The 16,639-nt window shown below is 72.3% G+C and carries 16 protein-coding genes and 1 riboswitch; of the genes, 7 read left to right on the forward strand and 9 right to left on the reverse strand.

Features of this window, described 5'->3' with window-relative positions:
- Both MILUP08_RS35760 and MILUP08_RS02755 read right to left on the reverse strand, forming a co-directional pair.
- On the reverse strand, positions 1-265 hold a 265-nt coding region (locus MILUP08_RS35760; protein WP_039905249.1), incomplete at its 3' end, for a hypothetical protein.
- Between the two features lie 112 nt (positions 266-377).
- Positions 378-1,916 (reverse strand): C40 family peptidase, encoded by a 1,539-nt coding sequence (locus MILUP08_RS02755; protein WP_007454527.1) that lies wholly within the window; start codon positions 1,914-1,916, stop codon positions 378-380.
- A 237-nt stretch (positions 1,917-2,153) separates the two neighbouring features.
- Between MILUP08_RS02755 and mqnE the strand changes: the two genes are divergently transcribed.
- The 3 genes from mqnE to MILUP08_RS02770 all read left to right on the forward strand — a co-directional run bounded on the left by mqnE (position 2,154) and on the right by MILUP08_RS02770 (position 4,136).
- The gene (gene mqnE, locus MILUP08_RS02760; protein ID WP_007454528.1) at positions 2,154-3,323 is read left to right on the forward strand and encodes an aminofutalosine synthase MqnE; all 1,170 of its coding nucleotides are present in this window, start codon (positions 2,154-2,156) and stop codon (positions 3,321-3,323) included.
- 23 nt (positions 3,324-3,346) lie between these two features.
- A complete protein-coding gene (locus MILUP08_RS02765) occupies positions 3,347-3,784 on the forward strand; it encodes a hypothetical protein (RefSeq protein WP_007454529.1) in 438 nt (145 codons plus the stop codon).
- Between the two features lie 61 nt (positions 3,785-3,845).
- Positions 3,846-4,136: a DUF4229 domain-containing protein gene (locus tag MILUP08_RS02770; RefSeq protein WP_039907188.1), complete on the forward strand. Its 291-nt coding sequence runs from the start codon at positions 3,846-3,848 to the stop codon at positions 4,134-4,136.
- A 67-nt stretch (positions 4,137-4,203) separates the two neighbouring features.
- Here MILUP08_RS02770 and MILUP08_RS02775 read toward each other — a convergent pair whose 3' ends face one another.
- Positions 4,204-5,541: a C39 family peptidase gene (locus MILUP08_RS02775; protein WP_007454531.1), complete on the reverse strand. Its 1,338-nt coding sequence runs from the start codon at positions 5,539-5,541 to the stop codon at positions 4,204-4,206.
- A gap of 224 nt (positions 5,542-5,765) precedes the next feature.
- Between MILUP08_RS02775 and MILUP08_RS02780 the strand changes: the two genes are divergently transcribed.
- The 4 genes from MILUP08_RS02780 (at position 5,766) to MILUP08_RS02795 (ending at position 10,981) form a co-directional block, all read left to right on the forward strand.
- A complete protein-coding gene (locus MILUP08_RS02780; RefSeq protein WP_007454532.1) occupies positions 5,766-7,643 on the forward strand; it encodes a M14 family metallopeptidase in 1,878 nt (625 codons plus the stop codon).
- Positions 7,644-7,819: 176 nt separating this feature from the next.
- A riboswitch (cobalamin riboswitch) is annotated at positions 7,820-7,885 on the forward strand.
- 111 nt (positions 7,886-7,996) lie between these two features.
- Entirely contained in the window at positions 7,997-8,926 is a 930-nt protein-coding gene (locus MILUP08_RS02785; protein ID WP_007454534.1) for an ABC transporter substrate-binding protein, read from the forward strand.
- 223 nt (positions 8,927-9,149) lie between these two features.
- The gene (locus MILUP08_RS02790; RefSeq protein ID WP_007454536.1) at positions 9,150-10,184 is read left to right on the forward strand and encodes a FecCD family ABC transporter permease; all 1,035 of its coding nucleotides are present in this window, start codon (positions 9,150-9,152) and stop codon (positions 10,182-10,184) included.
- Positions 10,181-10,981 carry an ABC transporter ATP-binding protein gene (locus MILUP08_RS02795; RefSeq protein ID WP_007454538.1) on the forward strand — a complete coding sequence of 267 codons (801 nt, stop codon included), beginning with the start codon at positions 10,181-10,183 and terminating at the stop codon, positions 10,979-10,981. Before MILUP08_RS02790 ends, MILUP08_RS02795 begins: the two co-directional genes overlap by 4 nt.
- On the opposite strand, the gene MILUP08_RS02800 is transcribed toward MILUP08_RS02795, so the two are convergent.
- The 6 genes from MILUP08_RS02800 to MILUP08_RS02825 form a co-directional block, all read right to left on the reverse strand.
- Positions 10,978-11,739, reverse strand: coding sequence for a VOC family protein (locus MILUP08_RS02800; protein WP_039905254.1), 762 nt, complete (start codon positions 11,737-11,739; stop codon positions 10,978-10,980). The genes MILUP08_RS02795 and MILUP08_RS02800 overlap by 4 nt on opposite strands.
- A 92-nt stretch (positions 11,740-11,831) precedes the next feature.
- On the reverse strand, positions 11,832-12,569 hold the full coding sequence (locus MILUP08_RS02805; RefSeq protein ID WP_007454542.1) for an ABC transporter permease: 738 nt from the start codon (positions 12,567-12,569) through the stop codon (positions 11,832-11,834).
- Between the two features lie 11 nt (positions 12,570-12,580).
- Positions 12,581-13,576, reverse strand: a complete 996-nt coding sequence (locus MILUP08_RS02810) for an ABC transporter ATP-binding protein (protein ID WP_007454544.1) — start codon at positions 13,574-13,576, stop codon at positions 12,581-12,583.
- Positions 13,573-13,914, reverse strand: coding sequence for a winged helix-turn-helix domain-containing protein (locus MILUP08_RS02815; protein ID WP_007454546.1), 342 nt, complete (start codon positions 13,912-13,914; stop codon positions 13,573-13,575). The genes MILUP08_RS02810 and MILUP08_RS02815 overlap by 4 nt, the downstream gene beginning before the upstream one ends.
- Positions 13,911-14,549, reverse strand: a complete 639-nt coding sequence (locus tag MILUP08_RS02820) for a hypothetical protein (RefSeq protein WP_007454548.1) — start codon at positions 14,547-14,549, stop codon at positions 13,911-13,913. The genes MILUP08_RS02815 and MILUP08_RS02820 overlap by 4 nt, the downstream gene beginning before the upstream one ends.
- 183 nt (positions 14,550-14,732) lie before the next feature.
- Positions 14,733-16,541, reverse strand: coding sequence for a HelD family protein (locus MILUP08_RS02825; RefSeq protein WP_007454549.1), 1,809 nt, complete (start codon positions 16,539-16,541; stop codon positions 14,733-14,735).
- Between the last annotated feature and the right edge of the window lie 98 nt (positions 16,542-16,639).

The raw sequence follows: 16,639 nt of genomic DNA on the forward strand, positions 1-16,639 counted from the left end.
CGTCGGGCTCGGCGGCCTCGGCGGCGGCGGTCTGCGCGCTTGGCGGGGCGGCGGCCTGCCCGGCGGGGGCGGGGGCGGCGGCGGCCTGCCCGGCGGGGGCGTCGGCGGCGTTCTCGTCCGGCGCGGCGGCCCTCGCGTCGGCGGCCTTCCCGTCGGCCGCGGTGGCGGCCTGCCCGTCGAGCGTGGCGGCGGCTTCGCCGTCGAACGGGTCGGCCTCCGTCAGCGCGGAGTCGACACGCTCCGCCGGATCTCTCTGCTCGGCCATCTCCGCCCTCCGCGCCACGCTCGCACCCGGCCCGTGACATCGGACCGGGTGTGCCTGGTTGTCACCGTGCCACAGATCGCCCCGAGCGGACAGCCGGAGCCCGTGTGGCGGCTCAGCGGTCGGTGCTCGGGCTGGTCGTCGGGCTGTCGCTGGAGGCCCCGCTGCGGCTGGCCGACGTCGACGCGGAGGCGGAGGCCGACGCGCTGGCCGGCGCCGTGGTGGTGGGCGGCGGCGGCAGGGTCGGCGGCGTGGTGGTCGGGCTGCCCGTCGGGGTCGGCGTGCTGCCGCCCGTCGGCTTCGGGGTCGGGGTGCCGGTGGGAGTGGGGGTGGCGGATCCGGTCGGCTTGGGCGTCGGCTTGGTGGGCGGCGTCGGCTTCGTCGGCTTGGTGGTCGGCGTCGGCCTGGTGGTGGGCGGCGCGGGCGGGAGGGGCACGTTCGGGGTCGGCACCGCGCCGATCACCCGGGTCGCGGCGTAGAGCCGGGACCAGCCGACCACCGAGATCTTGACCACGTCGCCGGTCGTGGGCGCCTGCACCATCTTGCCGTTGCCGATGTACATGGCGACGTGGTGGATCGTGGTCCAGCTGCTGCCGGAGGCGAAGAAGAGCAGGTCGCCGGGGAGCAGTGCGCTCTGCGGCACCGTGCGGGACCGGGTGGCGGCGTACTGGTCGCGGGAGACCCGGGGCAGGTCGAAGTAGTCGGCGCCCGGGGACCGGTACGCGGCCCACATCAGACCGGAGCAGTCGAACTTGTCCGGCCCCTCCTCGGACCACTTGTACGGGTCACCGAGCTGGGCGAGCGCGTACCGGACGGCGGCCAGCGCCCGCGGGTGCGCGGACATCCCGTTGCTGCTCTGGCCGGCGACGTAGCCCGCGCCAAGCTGCTGCTCGCTGGCCTCCTGCTGACGCTCGATCTCGATCAGCTGCGCGGCGTTGTCCTTGCGCAGTTTGAGGAGGCTGGCCTCGGCCGTGCGCAGCGCCTTCTCGCCGGTGGCGAACTCGGCCTCCGCGGCGTCGACGGCGGCCTTGGCCGTGGCGTGCGCCTGGTAGGCGGCCTGCTCGTTGGCACGGGCCCGGGACAGCTCGCCGGCCACTGCGGTGGTGGCGCCCTCGACCTTCTCGCCACGGTTGATCCGCTGGAGTCGGCTCAGGCCCTGGATGTCGTCGACGAAGTCGCCGGGCGGAAGGGCGGCGGCTGCCTTGACCGCGTCCGAGGCGGCCGCGTCGGCTGCCTGCTGGGCGCGGAGCAGGGCGTCCTGCGTGGTCGCCAGCACCTTGCCGGCAGCGGCGAGCTGGGCCTGCGCGTCGGTGCGTTTCTGCCGGGTCAGCAGCAGTTGGTCGCCGAGCAGGCCGACCTGGCTCTCGCCGGCGGCGATCTGGGCGGCCAGCGGGCCGGCGCCGATGTTGGCCAGCGGCGGGGCGGGGACGCCGACGACGGGCGGGCTGCCGGGCACCTGCGGCGCGCCGATCGCGGGCGGGCGGGCGCCGGTGTCCGGCACCGTCGTGGGCACGGCGGGCTCGGCGTACGCGGGGGTGGCCAGCACAGCGGCGGCGATCGCGCCGAGCAGGGCGGCCCAGAGCTTCGGCCGCAGCACCGGCGAGATCACCGGGCTCCGTCGTCGCTGCCGTCGCCCGCGCCCGCTGTCGACCATTCCACTCCCCGTCCGGTGCTCGGCGCCGCGCTCGGTGGGCACGGCCGTCGGGACGGTACCAGTGTGTGAGTTCCGCCCCACCTTGTCTTACCGCACGACGGCAGTGATGTCGATGCATCGGCGGGTTACGGGAGGCTGAGAGTTCGGTGAAGTGGATCGCTGCCGTCGACCGTGCCGCCGGGGCGACCCGAGTGCCGACGTACCCTCGGGAGGGACCGCAGGTGGAAGGGACGTGCCATGGACGCCGGACTCAAGCGTGAGCTCGAAGCGAAGGTGTACGCCGGTGAGCGGCTGAGCCGTGAGGACGGCATCGCCCTCTACGACAGCGACGACCTGACCTGGTTGGGGCGGCTGGCGCACCACAAGCGCACCGAGCTCAACGGCGAACGGGTGATGTTCAACGTCAACCGGCACCTCAACCTCACAAACGTGTGCTCGGCGTCGTGTGCGTACTGCTCGTTCCAGCGCAAGCCGGGCGAGAAGGACGCGTACACGATGCGCATCGACGAGGCGGTCCGCAAGGCCAAGGAGATGGAGGACGAGCAGCTCACCGAGCTGCACATCGTCAATGGCCTGCACCCGACGCTGCCGTGGCGCTACTACCCGAAGGTGCTGCGCGAGCTGAAGGCGGCGCTGCCGAACGTCAAGCTGAAGTGCTTCACGGCGACCGAGGTCCAGTGGTTCGAGAAGATCAGCGGCCTGAGCGCCGACGAGATCCTCGACGAGCTGATGGACGCGGGCCTGGAGTCGCTGACCGGCGGTGGCGCGGAGATCTTCGACTGGGAGGTCCGGCAGCACATCGTCGACCACGCCTGCCACTGGGAGGACTGGTCGCGCATCCACGCCCTGGCGCACAGCAAGGGCATGAAGACCCCGGCGACCATGCTGTACGGCCACATCGAGGAGCCCCGGCACCGCGTCGACCACGTGCTGCGGCTGCGGGAGTTGCAGGACGAGACCGGCGGCTTCGCGGTCTTCATCCCGCTGCGCTACCAGCACGACTTCGTGGACTCGGCGGACGGCAAGATCCGTAACCGGATCCAGGCGCGCACCACGATGGCCTCGCCGGCCGAGTCGCTGAAGACGTTCGCCGTGTCCCGGCTGCTCTTCGACAACGTGCCGCACCTGAAGAACTTCTGGGTGATGCACGGTCTCTCGGTGGCCCAGCTCTCGCTGAACTTCGGCGTGGACGACCTGGACGGCTCGGTGGTCGAATACAAGATCACCCACGACGCCGACTCGTACGGCACCCCGAACACCATGCACCGTGACGACCTGCTGCACCTGATCTGGGATGCCGGCTTCCAGCCGGTCGAGCGGGACACCCGCTACAACGTGGTCCGGGAGTACGACAAGGCGCCGTCGCTGGCCGAGCGCCGTGCCGAGCCGCAGCAGGTCTGGGCCTGAGGCACCACGTACCCTCGCAGTCGATGACCGAACAGCGCGGATCCGAGCAGCAGGGCGGGTTTCCCCGGCGGGACGCCGAGGGACGCGTGCGCACCCTGGGCGACCTGCTCGGGGTGTGCCTGGCCGGCCTGGTGATCGGCGTGCTGGCGCTCGTGCTGTTCGAGTGGGCGTTCGCCTCGTTCGGCGCCGGCGACTTCGGCCACACAAACGGTTGGCTGGCGGTGATCCTGCCGGCCTGGCTGTTCTGGGACGACTTCCGGGCCTGGGACTTCGGCGCGGCCCGGGTGGTGGCGGCGCTCGTCGCGCTGGCCGTCGCGGTGCTCGTGGGGCTGCTGGTGGCCGGGCTGGCCGCCGGGTTCCCGCCGCTGCTGTCCGGCGCGTTGGGGGCGGTGGCGTTCACCGTGGCGTACGCGACGGTCTGGTTCCCCGGCGTCCGTTGGCTGGCCCGCCGGACCGGCTGACCGACCAGGTTGACTCTTCCGCCGGCACCGGCGGCTGACGGAGAGAACGGAAGTGGTGCAGGTGAGCGCGGCGGTCAAGTACACGCTGGGCCGGATCGGGCTGTTCGTCGCCGTGCTGGCGGGCCTCTGGCTGGTCGACATGAACGTGTTCCTGAAGCTGATGCTGGCGCTGGTCTTCTCCGCCGCGCTCTCCTTCTTCCTGTTGCGCGGCTGGCGCGACGAGATGGCCGAGGAGATGGCCGGCGCGGCCGAGCGCCGCCGCACCGAGAAGGAACGCCTGCGCGCGGCCCTGGCCGGCGAGGACGACCAGGGCTCCACCCCTCCCACCGACGACCCCGACCCGCAGCGCTGATCATGAAGTTATTGCCACGACACGCAGATCGGCCGGGCAATAACTTCATGATCAACCGCGTGGGGGCCTACCAGTTGGTGGAGCCGGGGACCTTGGGCCAGGGCTTGGACGTCGGCTTGATCAGGTATGCGACGCCGCCGGAGCCGCCGGAGACTCCGCCGGTGGCGTTGGTGCGCTTGGTCCGCAGCCAGATCTGCTCGAACTGCGCGCGCTTGTAGACGTTGCGCACCACGTCGTTGCTGGACGAGGCGGGGTCGTTGACGACGACGTCACCGTCGGCGGTGAAGCCGACCACCACGAACAGGTGCCCGGAGGTGCCGTAGTTCGCCCCGTCCAGCTCGCTGGCGAGGAAGGACTGGCTGGTCACCACGGGGATACCGGCGGCGATGAAGCGCTCCAGCTCGTCAAGCGAGTGCAGCCGGGTCACCCGCCCCTCCAGCCCGGGGAAGCTTGCCGCGTACGCGGTGTTGAACGGCCAGTTGCCGGCCCCGTCGTACGCGTAGTCGTAGGCCATCCGGGCGGCGTGGTTCACCGTCGGGTCGGGGTAGGTCGGGTCCACCCAGGAGGTGTCGGCCGCCGACGGCTTGCGCCCCCAGTACTCGACGACCATCTCGGTGGAGGTGGGCGAGCACCACGCCTCGCCGCCGCCGTCGTACTCCGGGTAGTGCCCGGCGTGCACGTTCTGCGAGTAGCGCGGCACCGGCAGCTCGACACCCCAGGCGATGTGCCCGGCGCTCGGCGGCACGGTGAACCGGTCCGGCACGGTGGAGCTCATCGCGCCGAGCATCCGTACGACAGGCGCGGCGGTCTGCCCCGGCGCCCGGTAGAGGGTCAACCGAAGCTGGTACGACCGCAGCAGCACTCCGGCGTCGGCGTCGTCGATGCTGAAGGTGTCGGTCCAGATCGTCGACCATGGGTCACCCTGCTTGTTGACGCTTGTCCGCTTGATGTCGGTGTCGCCGGAGGCCCAGCGGCCCATGACGTACCACGGGGTCTGGTCGCCGCTGGTGTAGCTGCCCTGCATCTCCACCTGGATCCAGGTGCCGGCGGGGGTCTCGGCGTTCCAGGAGGCGATCAGCTCGGTCGCGTCGAAGCCGATCCTGGTCACCGGCGAGGTCCAGGTGCCGTACTCCCAGGTGCGGGTGGTGCCGGTGTGCGGGTCGGCGTACTCGATGGTGCCGGCCGGGCGGGCCAGGGTGACGCCCGCTCGCGCACCGGGCACGACGCGGGTGCCGTCCTGGCTGCCCCGGTGCCAGTCGGCGGGACCGGACCAGTCCTGGAATGTGATCTGCTCGTCGTGGGCGGGGGAGGGCGGCCGGGCCGCCGTCGCGGGGGCTGCGGTGGCGAGCAGGGTGAGGGCGCTGACGCCGGCGAGGGCGGCCGCGTGCAGGCGGGGTCTGGCCATGGGTGCTCCGCGGTGTCGAGTGGGGGCATCGTCGCTGGTCAGTTTTCCGCTTGGAGGGAAGTTTCGCCAGATGTTCGGTGGCAGAAAATCTTTGCCGCAGCGATGGTCAACCTGGGATGCACGAGGCGGTACACCAGGCAGCGATCAATATTGATATGACCATGTGACTGATGGTGAAGTGTGCTTCACCGAGCGGGACATCCCGCCCTCCGAGGAGGTAGTCCATGACCCTGGGCAGACCCCACCCTCTCCGTCGCGTCCTGGTGCTCGCCGTCGTCACCGGGCTGGGAATCGTCACCGTCGCCGCCGGACCGGTCGCCGCCCAACCGGCGCCGGACCGGACCGCCGAGCCGGCCGCCGCCGGCTACCGGGTGCTCGGGCCCCGGACCCTCGCCGACCGCAACGCGGTGGCCCGCACCGGGGCCGCCATCGACTACTCCGAACACGGCGTGCTGCACATCTCGGCCACCGCCGCCGAGGCCGCCGCAATCGGCAAGCTCGGCTTCCGGCTGGAACCGCTCGCCCCGCCGCCGAGCGCCGAACGCGGCGCCGGCGAGGTGGGCACGCTGGCGTTCCCGCCCGCCGACTCCAACTACCACGACTACGCGGAACTGACCGCCGTCGTGAACCAGGTCGTCGCCGACCATCCGGCGATCGCCCGCAAGATCAGCATCGGTTCGTCGTACGAGGGCCGCGACCTGATGGCCGTGAAGATCTCCGACAACGTCGGCACCGACGAGAGCGAGCCGGAGATCCTGTTCAACTCCCAGCAGCACGCCCGGGAGCACCTCACCGTCGAGATGGCGATCTACCTGCTGAACCTCTTCACCGACAGCTACGGCAGCGACTCCCGGATCACCAGCATCGTCAACAGCCGGGAGATCTGGATCGTGCCGACGGTCAACCCGGACGGCAGCGAGTACGACATCGCCACCGGCTCGTACCGGTCCTGGCGCAAGAACCGCCAGCCCAACAGCGGCTCGTCGAACGTCGGCACCGACCTCAACCGCAACTGGGGCTACAACTGGGGCTGCTGCGGCGGCTCCTCCGGGTCGACCTCGTCGGAGACCTACCGCGGCCCGTCCGCGTTCTCCGCGCCGGAGACGCAGGCCCTGCGCAACTTCGTCAACAGCCGTGTCGTCGGCGGCGCCCAGCAGATCAAGGCGAACATCGACTTTCACACCTACTCGGAGCTGGTGCTCTGGCCGTACGGCTACACCACAGCGAACACCGCCACCGGGATGAGCGCCGACCAGTACAACACGTTCGCCACCATCGGCCAGCAGATGGCGACGACCAACAACTACACACCGGAGCAGTCCAGCGACCTCTACATCACCGACGGGGACAGCCTCGACTGGATGTGGGCCACCCACAACATCTGGGCGTACACCTTCGAGATGTACCCGGGCTCGTCCGGCGGCGGCGGCTTCTACCCGCCCGACGAGGTGATCACCGCGCAGACCACCCGCAACCGGGAGGCGGTGCTGCTGCTCAGCGAGTACGCCGACTGCCCGTACCGGGCCATCGGCAAGCAGTCTCAGTACTGCGGCGGTGGCGGCGGCACCACTGTCTGGTCGGACACCTTCGAGACCGCCACCGGCTGGACCACCAACCCTGCCGGCACCGACACCGCCACCCTCGGGGCGTGGGAACGCGGCGCCGCCCAGGCCACCACGTCCTCCGGCGCCAAGCAGCTCACCCCGTACGCCGGATCCAACGACCTGGTCACCGGCCGGCTCGCCGGCTCGGCGGCGGGTGACTACGACGTCGACGGCGGCGTGACAAGTGCCCGGTCCCCGGCGGTGACCCTGCCGTCGTCCGGCACGCTTACCCTCTCGCTGGCCTGGTACCTGGCGCACGGCTCGAACGCCTCGTCGGCCGACTACCTGCGGGTGAGCGTGGTGCACAACGGCGGCACCACCGCCCTGCTCACCCAGGCCGGCGCGGCCGCCAACCGCAACGGGAGCTGGGCGGTGGCGAACCTCAACCTCACCCCGTACGCCGGCCAGTCGGTCCGCATCCTCGTCGAGGCGGCGGACGCGTCCGGTGCCAGCCTGGTGGAGGCGGCTGTGGACAACGTCACCATCACGGCCTCCTGAGCGGGTGGGGCCCCGTTCCGCCCCTCCGGGGCCCCACCACCCGCTCCCGAGGCTCCGGATCCGGGACATATGCCGCCCCGCGGCCGCAGTGTCGATCGACGGATTCTGATCAACTCTTGATCGATCCGGCACGTCCCGGCGGTGCGCTACCGTCTTAGCGACCACTCCGCAGCGAAGCCGGTGCGAAACCCGGCGCTGTCCCGCAACTGTGATGCCCCGCCCGACGGCGGGGACGAGCCAGGTCGCCTGCGGATGGGTCGCGACACGCGCTCTCGAGGAAGGGCGCCTCGTGGGCGGGCGTACGGAAGTCCTGTCGGCGAAGCACCACACTCCTCGACCGACAGGAGGCCCCCATGTCCAGACGTACCCCCCGGCTCCTCGCCGCGACCCTCGCGGTCGCCGCGCTCGCCCTCGGCGCCTGCGCCGAGAAGGCCGACGACAAGCCGAGCGCGGGCACCGCCGCCGCCGCGTACCCGGTGACGGTCGGCGCGCTCACCCTCGACAAGCGGCCCGAGAAGATCGTGTCGCTCTCGCCCAGCGCCACCGAGATGCTCTTCGCGATCGGGGCGGGCCCGCAGGTGAGCGCGGTCGACGACCAGTCCAACTACCCGGCCGACGCGCCCAAGAGCGACCTGTCCGGCTTCCAGCCCAACGCCGAGGCGATCGCCGGCAAGAACCCCGACCTGGTGGTGCTCTCCAACGACACCAACAAGATCGTCGATCAGCTCGGCAAGCTGAAGATCCCGGTGTACCTGACCCCGGCGGCCACCACGCTCGACGACTCGTACGCGCAGATCACCGACCTGGGCACGCTGACCGGGCACGCCGACCAGGCCGCCGACGTCGCCAGCCGGATGAAGGACGACATCGCCAAGCTGGTCAAGGACCTGCCGCAGCGCACCGACAAGCTCACCTACTACCACGAGCTGGGCCCGGAGCTGTACAGCGCGACGAGCAAGACCTTCATCGGCTCGATCTACGGCATGGTCGGCCTGACCAACATCGCCGACCCCGCCGACGCCGACAGCAAGAACGGCGGCTACCCGCAGCTGTCCCAGGAGTTCATCGTCAAGGCCGACCCGGACTTCGTCTTCCTGGCCGACTCCAAGTGCTGCCAGCAGAACGCCGACTCGGTCAAGGCCCGCAGCGGCTGGTCCGGCCTCACCGCCGTGAAGAACAACCAGGTGGTCACGCTTGACGACGACATCGCCTCCCGCTGGGGCCCCCGCGTCGTGGACCTGCTCCGGGTGATCATCGACGCGGTCGCCAAGGTGCCCGCGTGACCGCGACCTGTCGGTGACCGGGACGCCGATGCCCGCCCCGCCACCCGCCACCCCGCCGGCCGGGACGCCATCCTCGTCCCGGCCCGGCGGGCTGCCGTCCGGCGCTGAGCTGTCGTCTCGCGGCGGGCCCGGCGGGCTGCCATCTGGCGCTGAGCCGCCCTCTCGTGGCCCGTCCGGAGTCCGGGGCGTCGGGTTGCCTCCTGCCGGGTCGCGGCCCGCCGGAGTGCGCAAGCGCTGGTGGGTCGCCGGCGTCCTCGCGGTGCTCGTCGCGCTCCTCGCCGGGGTGTCGCTCGGGCCGGTCAGCTTGCCGCCGGGCAGCGTCGCCGCCGAACTGCTCAACCTGATCCCCGGGGTGCACCTCGACAGCGGGCTGACCGAGCGCGAGATCGCCATCGTCACCGAACTGCGGCTGCCCCGGGTCGTGCTGGGCCTCCTCGTCGGCGGTCTGCTCGCCCTGGCCGGCGGCTGCTACCAGGGCGTGTTCCGCAATCCGCTGGCCGACCCGTACCTGCTCGGCGTGGCGGCCGGCGCGGGCCTCGCGGTCACCGCGGTGATCGCCCTCGGCGGGGCCGGTCGGCAGGGCGCGATCTCCGGGCTGCCGTTGACCATCCCGCTTGCCGCGTTCGCCGGCTCGCTGCTCGCCGTGACGATGACCTACCTGCTCGGCGCGGCCGGCGGGCGGAGCAGGTCCCCGGCCATGCTGATCCTGGCCGGGGTCGCGGTCTCCGCGTTCCTCTCGGCCGGGCAGACGTACCTGCTCCAGCGGCACTCCGACAGCATCCAGCCGGTCTACTCCTGGCTGCTCGGTCGGCTGGCCACCGCGGGCTGGCACGACGTGCTGCTGGTGCTGCCGTACGCCGCCCTGACCACGGTGGTGGTGCTGCTGCACCGCCGCGAGCTGGACGTCCTCGCGGTCGGCGACGACGAGGCGAAGAGCCTCGGCCTGCATCCGCAACGCTCCCGCTACCTGTTGATCGCCGCCGCGTCGCTGGGCACCGCAGCGGCGGTCTCCGCGACGGGGCTCATCGGCTTCGTCGGCATCATCGTGCCGCACACCGTCCGGCTGCTCGCCGGGTCGAGCTACCGGGTGATCCTGCCGCTGTCGCTGCTGTTCGGGGCCGCGTTCCTGGCCCTGACCGACGTGGTGGCCCGTACCGCCGCCGCCCCGGCCGAGGTGCCCATCGGCGTGGTCACCGCCCTGCTCGGCGGCCCGTTCTTCGTCCTCGTGCTGCGGACCGCCCGCCGGGTGCTCACGTGAGCCCATCCCCCGCCGGCCCGCCGGCGGTCGAGGTTCGCGGCCTGCACGTCAGTCTGGACGGCACGCCGATCCTGATTGGCGTCGACCTCACCGTCGTGGCCGGCGAGTGGGTCACCGTGATCGGCCCGAACGGCGCCGGCAAATCCACCCTGTTGCGCGCCGTCGGCGGCCTGCTGCCCGCGCCGCAGGCCATCACCCTGTTCGGTACGCCGAGCACCGCGCTGCGCCGCCGCGACCGCGCCCGGGTGGTGGCGACTGTGACGCAGTCCCCGGTGGTGCCGCCCGGCATGTCGGTGCTGGACTACGTGCTGCTCGGCCGCACCCCCTACATCCCGCCGCTGGGCCGGGAGTCGACAGCGGACATCGAGGCCGTGCACGAGGTGCTGGACCGCCTGGATCTGACCGGCTTCCACAGTCGCGAGCTGGCGACGCTCTCCGGGGGAGAACGGCAGCGCGTCTTCCTCGCCCGCGCGCTCGCCCAGGGCGCGACGCTGCTGCTGCTCGACGAGCCGACAAGCGCGCTGGACATCGGTCACCAGCAGGAGGTCCTGGAGGTGGTCGACCAGTTGCGCCACGCGCACGGCCTGACGGTGCTCGCCACCATGCACGACCTCTCCCTGGCCGGCGAGTACGCGGACCGGATGGTGATGCTCGCCGACGGTCGGGTGGTGGCGACCGGTACGCCGCACGAGGTGCTCACCGAGCGCCTCCTCGCCACCCACTACCGGGCCAGCGTCCGGGTGGTCCCCGGCACCAACGGCCCCCTGGTGGTCCCCGTCCGCCCCCGCCGGGCCTAACCCAGGTCGATGACCGAGAAGAGTGCTCCCTGGGGGTCGCGGAGGGCGGCGAACCGGCCGGTCGGGATGTCGCGGGGTGGCACGAGGATGGTTCCGCCCAGCTCGGCGGCGCGGGCGGCGGCGGCGTCCGCGTCGGTGACCGCGAAGTACACAGTCCAGTACGCCGGGAGATCGGCCGGGAAGTCGTCGGCGAGCGGCGGCATCATCCCGGCGACGATCTGGGCGCCGAGCCGCCACCCGGTGTACGTCATGCCGCCGACCGCCTGTTCGTCCGGCTGCCACCCGAACACCAGCTCGTAGAAGACCTTCGCCCCGTCCGGGTCGGGGGTGACCAGTTCGTTCCAGCTCATCGCGCCGGGCACGTTGAACACCTCGGCGCCGGGCATCGCCAGTGGCTGCCAGACGCTGAACGTGGCGCCGGCCGGGTCGGAGAACACCGCCATCCGGCCCCTGTCGAAGACCTCGAACGGGGGCACCACGACCTGCCCACCGGCCCGTTCGACCCGGCCGGCGACGAGTTCCGCGTCGTCGGTGGCGACGTACGTCGACCAGATCGGCACCTGGTCGGGAACCGCCGGCGGGCCGACACCGGCCACCGGCCGGCCGTCGAGCAGGAAGACCGTGTAACCGCCCGCCTCGGGTTCCGGTGTCACCCGTCCGGTCCAGCCGAACAGCTCGGGGTAGAAGCGTCGCGCGGCGGTCAGGTCCGGGGTGGCCAGGTCGGCCCAGCACGGCGTACCCGGCGGGACGGTGCTCACGTCAGACCCCTCTCGGCCGGCGGCCACGGGCGGCCCCCTGCCGGAATCCTGGCACCGTCCCGCTGTGGTACGGGGCGGAAACGGACGAATCGTCAGCTGAACCGGCGACCCTCGTCCCTTCGGTACGCCCAGGCCGCGAGTGAGGCGAGCAGCACCACCCAGACGCCGAGCATGATCAGCGCCAGCGGCTGGACCGGATAGTCGCCCACCGCCGACCACATCAGTTCGGCCGCGCCCCGGGTGGGCAGGAACGGTGCGATCGTCTCGATGAACCCGGGCGCGTCTCCGGGGGCGGAGAGCAGCCCGCCACCGAACGCGAGCGGCAGGAAGACGACCTGCGCCACCACGACCGCCGCCTTGCTGGGCAGCGAGTAGCCGATGGCGAGGCCCATCAGCGTGAACGGGACCGAGATGACGGCCACCGTGACGGCGGTCAGCAGGAACGCCAGCGGGGTGACCCGGGCCGGGGTCAGCGTCGCGCCGATCACCACGACCGGGAGCAGTGAGAGGTACGTCAGCGCGAGGCCGGCCAGCACCCGGCCCGCGAAGCGAGGCGCGGGCCCGGCCGGCAGGGTCCGGGTGTACGGGTTCCACGGCTGGTCGCGGTCCTCGGCGACACCGACGCCGTACTGGAAGATGTTGGCGCTCATCACCGAGAAGGTGATCATCGACGCGGTGGCGAAGGTGGCGCCGACCGAGTCGTCACCGGTGAACGGCACCACGAAGAAGATCATGGCAGCGGCCGGGAAGAAGGCGCTTCCGACGACGGCCACCGGGATCCGGATGATCTCCAGCAGTTGGTAGCGGGCGTGGACCAGGGCGAGCTGCACGGTGCGCCTCCTCAGAGGGTGGTGGGTCGGCCGCCGGCAGCGGCGGTGGGCTGGCCTTCGGTGCCGGTCGGGTCTCCGATGCCGGTCTGGTTCGGTGCGCTGGCCGGGGCCACGCCGCTGACCTGCTCTCCGGTGCCCGGCTGGTCGCCGCCGGTGATGGCGAGGAACGCCTCCTCCAGCGAGGTGGGTCGCACCTCCAGGTCGGTGAAGGCCGCTCGGGAGTTGACCAGCGCACGGACCAACTCGTCGGCGTCGGTGGTGAGCAGGTGCAGTCGCCCGTCGACGCGGTCGGCGCGTACGACACCGGGCAGGTCGGGCAGGTCGTCGGCGACCAGGCTGACCCGGCGTACACCGACGATGCCGCGGATGGCGTCGACGGTGTCGTCGGCGAGCACCCGGCCCTGCCCGATCACCACCACGCGGTGGGCGAGCGTCTCCACCTCCTCCAGGTAGTGGCTGCTCAGGAGGACGGTTCCGCCGTCGTCGTGGAACGCGCGGATCGCGTCCCACAGGGTGTGCCGGGCGGCGACGTCCAGGCCGGTGGTCGGCTCGTCGAGCAGCACGAGCCGGGGCCGGCCAACGAAGGCCAGCGCCACGGCCAGTCGGCGACGCTGGCCGCCGGAGAGCCCGCCGGTCTGTCGCCGGGCGAGGTCGCCCAGGCCGAAGCGGTCGAGCAGTTCGCCCCGGGGCACGGGGTCGGGGTAGTGGGCGGAGACGAAGTCGACGACCTCGCCGACGCGCAGCGTGCCGGGCAGGCCGGTCTCCTGCGGGGTGACACCGATCTGCCGTCGGGACGCCGGGTCGCGGGGGTCGCCACCGAACAGTTCGACCCTGCCCGAGCTGGGCCGACGCAGACCGACAAGCAGGTTCATCAGGGTGCTCTTGCCGGCGCCGTTGGGGCCGAGCAGGCCGACCAGTTCGCCGGCCCGGACCTCCAGGTCGACGCGGTCGAGGGCGAGGACGTCGCCGTACCGGCGGCTGGCCTGGTCGGCGCGTGCGAGGGTCATGACTGCTCCTTCGACGGGGTGGAGCCGAGCTGGGTGGGATCGAGCTGGGTGGGATCGAGCAGGGCGCGGATGGCTTCGGTGTACTCCTCGAACGCCAGCCGGCCCCGTCGGCTGAGGCGGATCAGGGTGGTCGGGGTGCGTCCCCGGTGGGTCTTGCTGATCTCCACGTAGCCGGCGTCCTCAAGCTTGCGCAGGTGCACGGAGAGATTGCCGGCGGTCATCGCGAGCAGCTCCTGGAGCCGCGGGAAGGTGATCCGGTCGCCGTCGCCCAGCGCGGAGAGCGCGGCGACCACCCGCAGTCGCGCCTGCGCGTGGATGACCGGGTCGAGATCGCTCACGAGCGGTGTCGTTGCCGCAGTCGGGCGACCGCCCCGGCGACCAGGATCCCGCCGCCGCCGGCCACCGAGACGACAAGCGCGTGCCAGCCCGGCCCCGCGAACGCGCCGACCACGTTGAGCACGCTGATCCAGACGCCCAACCGGAACAGGTCCCGGTCGAGCCAGATCGCGCCGCCGGCCATGTGCAGCGCGCCGGTCAGCCCGACGGCGGTGGCCGACCAGAGCAGGCCCGCCTGGTCGTGCGGCAGGTGCTCGGAGACCCGGCCGAGCCCCGCGTACACGCTCACCGAACCCAGGGCCCAGGCGCAGCCGTACCAGCGCCCGCGCCGGGCCGAGTCCCCGGTCACCTGGCCGTACGCCCGCGCGCCGGCCACGGCCTGGACCACCGCCGCGGCCGCCAGCAGGACGAAGAGGGCGGTCAGGGGCAGCCAGTCGGGCAGCCGGACCAGCACCCGTCCGTCCGGGGAGAAGCGCAGGAAGAACAACCCGAAGCCGACCAGCCAGGCCACGCCCCACGGCCAGTAGAGCAGCCGGGCGTCCGGCTCCAGCCGGGAGACGGTGGCCGCCCGCTGGTCACGGATCAGTTGGAGCGCCGTCGCGGCATCGGCGGGGGGTCGGTCATCGTCCTGTTCCACGCAAACAACTTTACGGCGCAAAGTTGAAGCCGTGTGCCCCGTTCCGGTGGCGGGTACCCGACAGCCGCGCCGAATGCCTACGGTGGGGCGAACGCGTCATCCATGGGATCGCCCAGCCCGGCAGGCCGCTCCGCGAGATCGCCGCAGCGGTCAGCGGCAACTGATCCGCCTGCGCCGGGTTGTCTAGAGCGGTGCCGACTCCAGTGGTGCGGCCTGCGACGGTGTCTGCGCCGGCGCGGTCAGCAGCGGCGCGGGCAGCGGTTCGCGGTGCAGCACCGAGAGGCGGGACACCGCGCGGGTGAGCACCACGTACAGCCGGTGCAGCCCGCGTGGCTCGGCCGCGACGATCGCGGCCGGCTCAACCACCACCACGTGGTCGTACTCCAGGCCCTTGACCAGCGTCGCGGGCACCACGGTGACCCGCTCCGCGGCGGCGACGTCGTCGGCGGTCGCGGTGGCGACGCCCGCGGCGGCCAGCGCCGCGCGCAGCTCGTCGACCGCGTCGTCCGCGGCGATCACACCCACCGAACCGACGTGCGCGAGCGCCGCGTGCACCTCGGCCACCGTCGCAGCGGTCAGATCGGCCACGGTACGCACCTCCAGGCCGCCGTCGTGACGCAGCGACTCGGCCGGCGGTACGTCCACCGCCAGCGCGGGCAGCAGCAGGTTGGCGAACGCGACCACCGCGGCGGGCACCCGGAAACCGACAGTCAGCGGAACCACCACGGCGTCCGGCTTGCCCAGGTGGGCCAGGGACTCCCGCCAGTCCGTCGCCGCCCACGGCGCGGTGCCCTGCGCGAGGTCACCGAGCAGCGTGACCGAGCCGTGCTCACTGCGGCGGGCGATGGCCCGACACTGCATGGCGGAGAGATCCTGCGCCTCGTCCACCACCACGTGCCCGAATCCGGAGGGGCGCTCCAGCAGCCCGGCAGCCTCGTCGACAAGCACCGCGTCGGCGGCGGTCCAGCGGGCGGCCTTCGGCGTACGGGCCGGCTTCGCCCAGACCAGCAGCGCCTGTTCGGTGTCGCTGAGCAACCCGTCCGCGGCGGCGGCGAGTCGGGCCGGGTCGGAGAGCAGGCCGTGTACCAGCCCTTCCGGGGTGAGCGCCGGCCAGACCGCGTCCAGGAAGTCCACCACCGGCCGGCACCGGCTCATCCGGCGCAGCCACGCGTCGCCGGGCGACTCCGCCCGCCGCGCCTCGGCCTGCCGTTGCAGCAGACTCACCACGCGTGCCCGGACCCGCTCCCGGCCGGTGCCGTACGGCAGCCCCTCCCGGCGGGTCTCCTCGACGATCCGGTGCAGCGGCTCCAGCCCGATCCGCCACCGGAACGAACCGTCGGACACGGTGATCGAGTCGGTAGGCGTACCGATCCGTGTCTGCACCGCGCGCCGCAGGACGGTCGCCATCCGCGCGTCGTGCTTGAGCGCGGCGACTGCCGGCGCCTCCACCGCCCGCACCGGTACCCGTGCGATCAGCTCCTCCACGGTGGCCTGCTCGACCTCGACCTCACCGAGCGCCGGCAGCACCGCCGCGATGTACGACAGGAACGCCCTGTTCGGGCCCACGATCAGCACACCGGCCCGCCGCAGCCGCTCCCGGTGCAGATAGAGCAGGTACGCGGCCCGGTGCAGGCCGACCGCCGTCTTGCCGGTGCCCGGCGCCCCCTGCACGCAGATCGAGTCGGCCAGGTCGGCCCGGACCAGCTCGTCCTGCTCCGGCTGAATCGTGGCGACGATGTCGCGCATCGGCCCGACGCGCGGTCGCTCGATCTCGGCGGTGAGAATCCGACTGGTCGTGCCCAGCTCCTCGCCCCGATCCAGCCGCTCATCCTCGAAGCTTGTCAACACCCCGTTGCTGAACCCGAACCGCCGCCGGACCGCCACCCCCTGCGGATCGCGGGCGCTGGCCCGATAGAACGACCGGGACACCGGCGCCCGCCAGTCCAGCACCAGAGGCTCGCCGCGCTCGTCGGTGACATGCCGCCGCCCCACGTGATACCGCCGACCGTCATGGTCGCCGCCGCTGTCGCGGCGGCTGCTGTCGCGGCGGCTGCTGTTGTCGCTGCCGCTGCCGCCGCTGCCGCCGCTGC

The organism is Micromonospora lupini str. Lupac 08, assembly GCF_000297395.2.
Lineage (GTDB): Bacteria > Actinomycetota > Actinomycetes > Mycobacteriales > Micromonosporaceae > Micromonospora > Micromonospora lupini.

Excerpts from the sequence above, each read along its gene's own strand:
- MILUP08_RS02755 (WP_007454527.1), bottom strand. The coding sequence starts at position 1,916 with ATGGTCGACAGCGGGCGCGGGCGACGGCAGCGACGACGGAGCCCGGTG.
- mqnE (WP_007454528.1), top strand. The coding sequence starts at position 2,154 with ATGGACGCCGGACTCAAGCGTGAGCTCGAAGCGAAGGTGTACGCCGGT.
- MILUP08_RS02765 (WP_007454529.1), top strand. The coding sequence starts at position 3,347 with ATGACCGAACAGCGCGGATCCGAGCAGCAGGGCGGGTTTCCCCGGCGG.
- MILUP08_RS02775 (WP_007454531.1), bottom strand. The coding sequence starts at position 5,541 with ATGGCCAGACCCCGCCTGCACGCGGCCGCCCTCGCCGGCGTCAGCGCC.
- MILUP08_RS02780 (WP_007454532.1), top strand. The coding sequence starts at position 5,766 with ATGACCCTGGGCAGACCCCACCCTCTCCGTCGCGTCCTGGTGCTCGCC.
- MILUP08_RS02785 (WP_007454534.1), top strand. The coding sequence starts at position 7,997 with ATGTCCAGACGTACCCCCCGGCTCCTCGCCGCGACCCTCGCGGTCGCC.
- MILUP08_RS02810 (WP_007454544.1), bottom strand. The coding sequence starts at position 13,576 with ATGACCCTCGCACGCGCCGACCAGGCCAGCCGCCGGTACGGCGACGTC.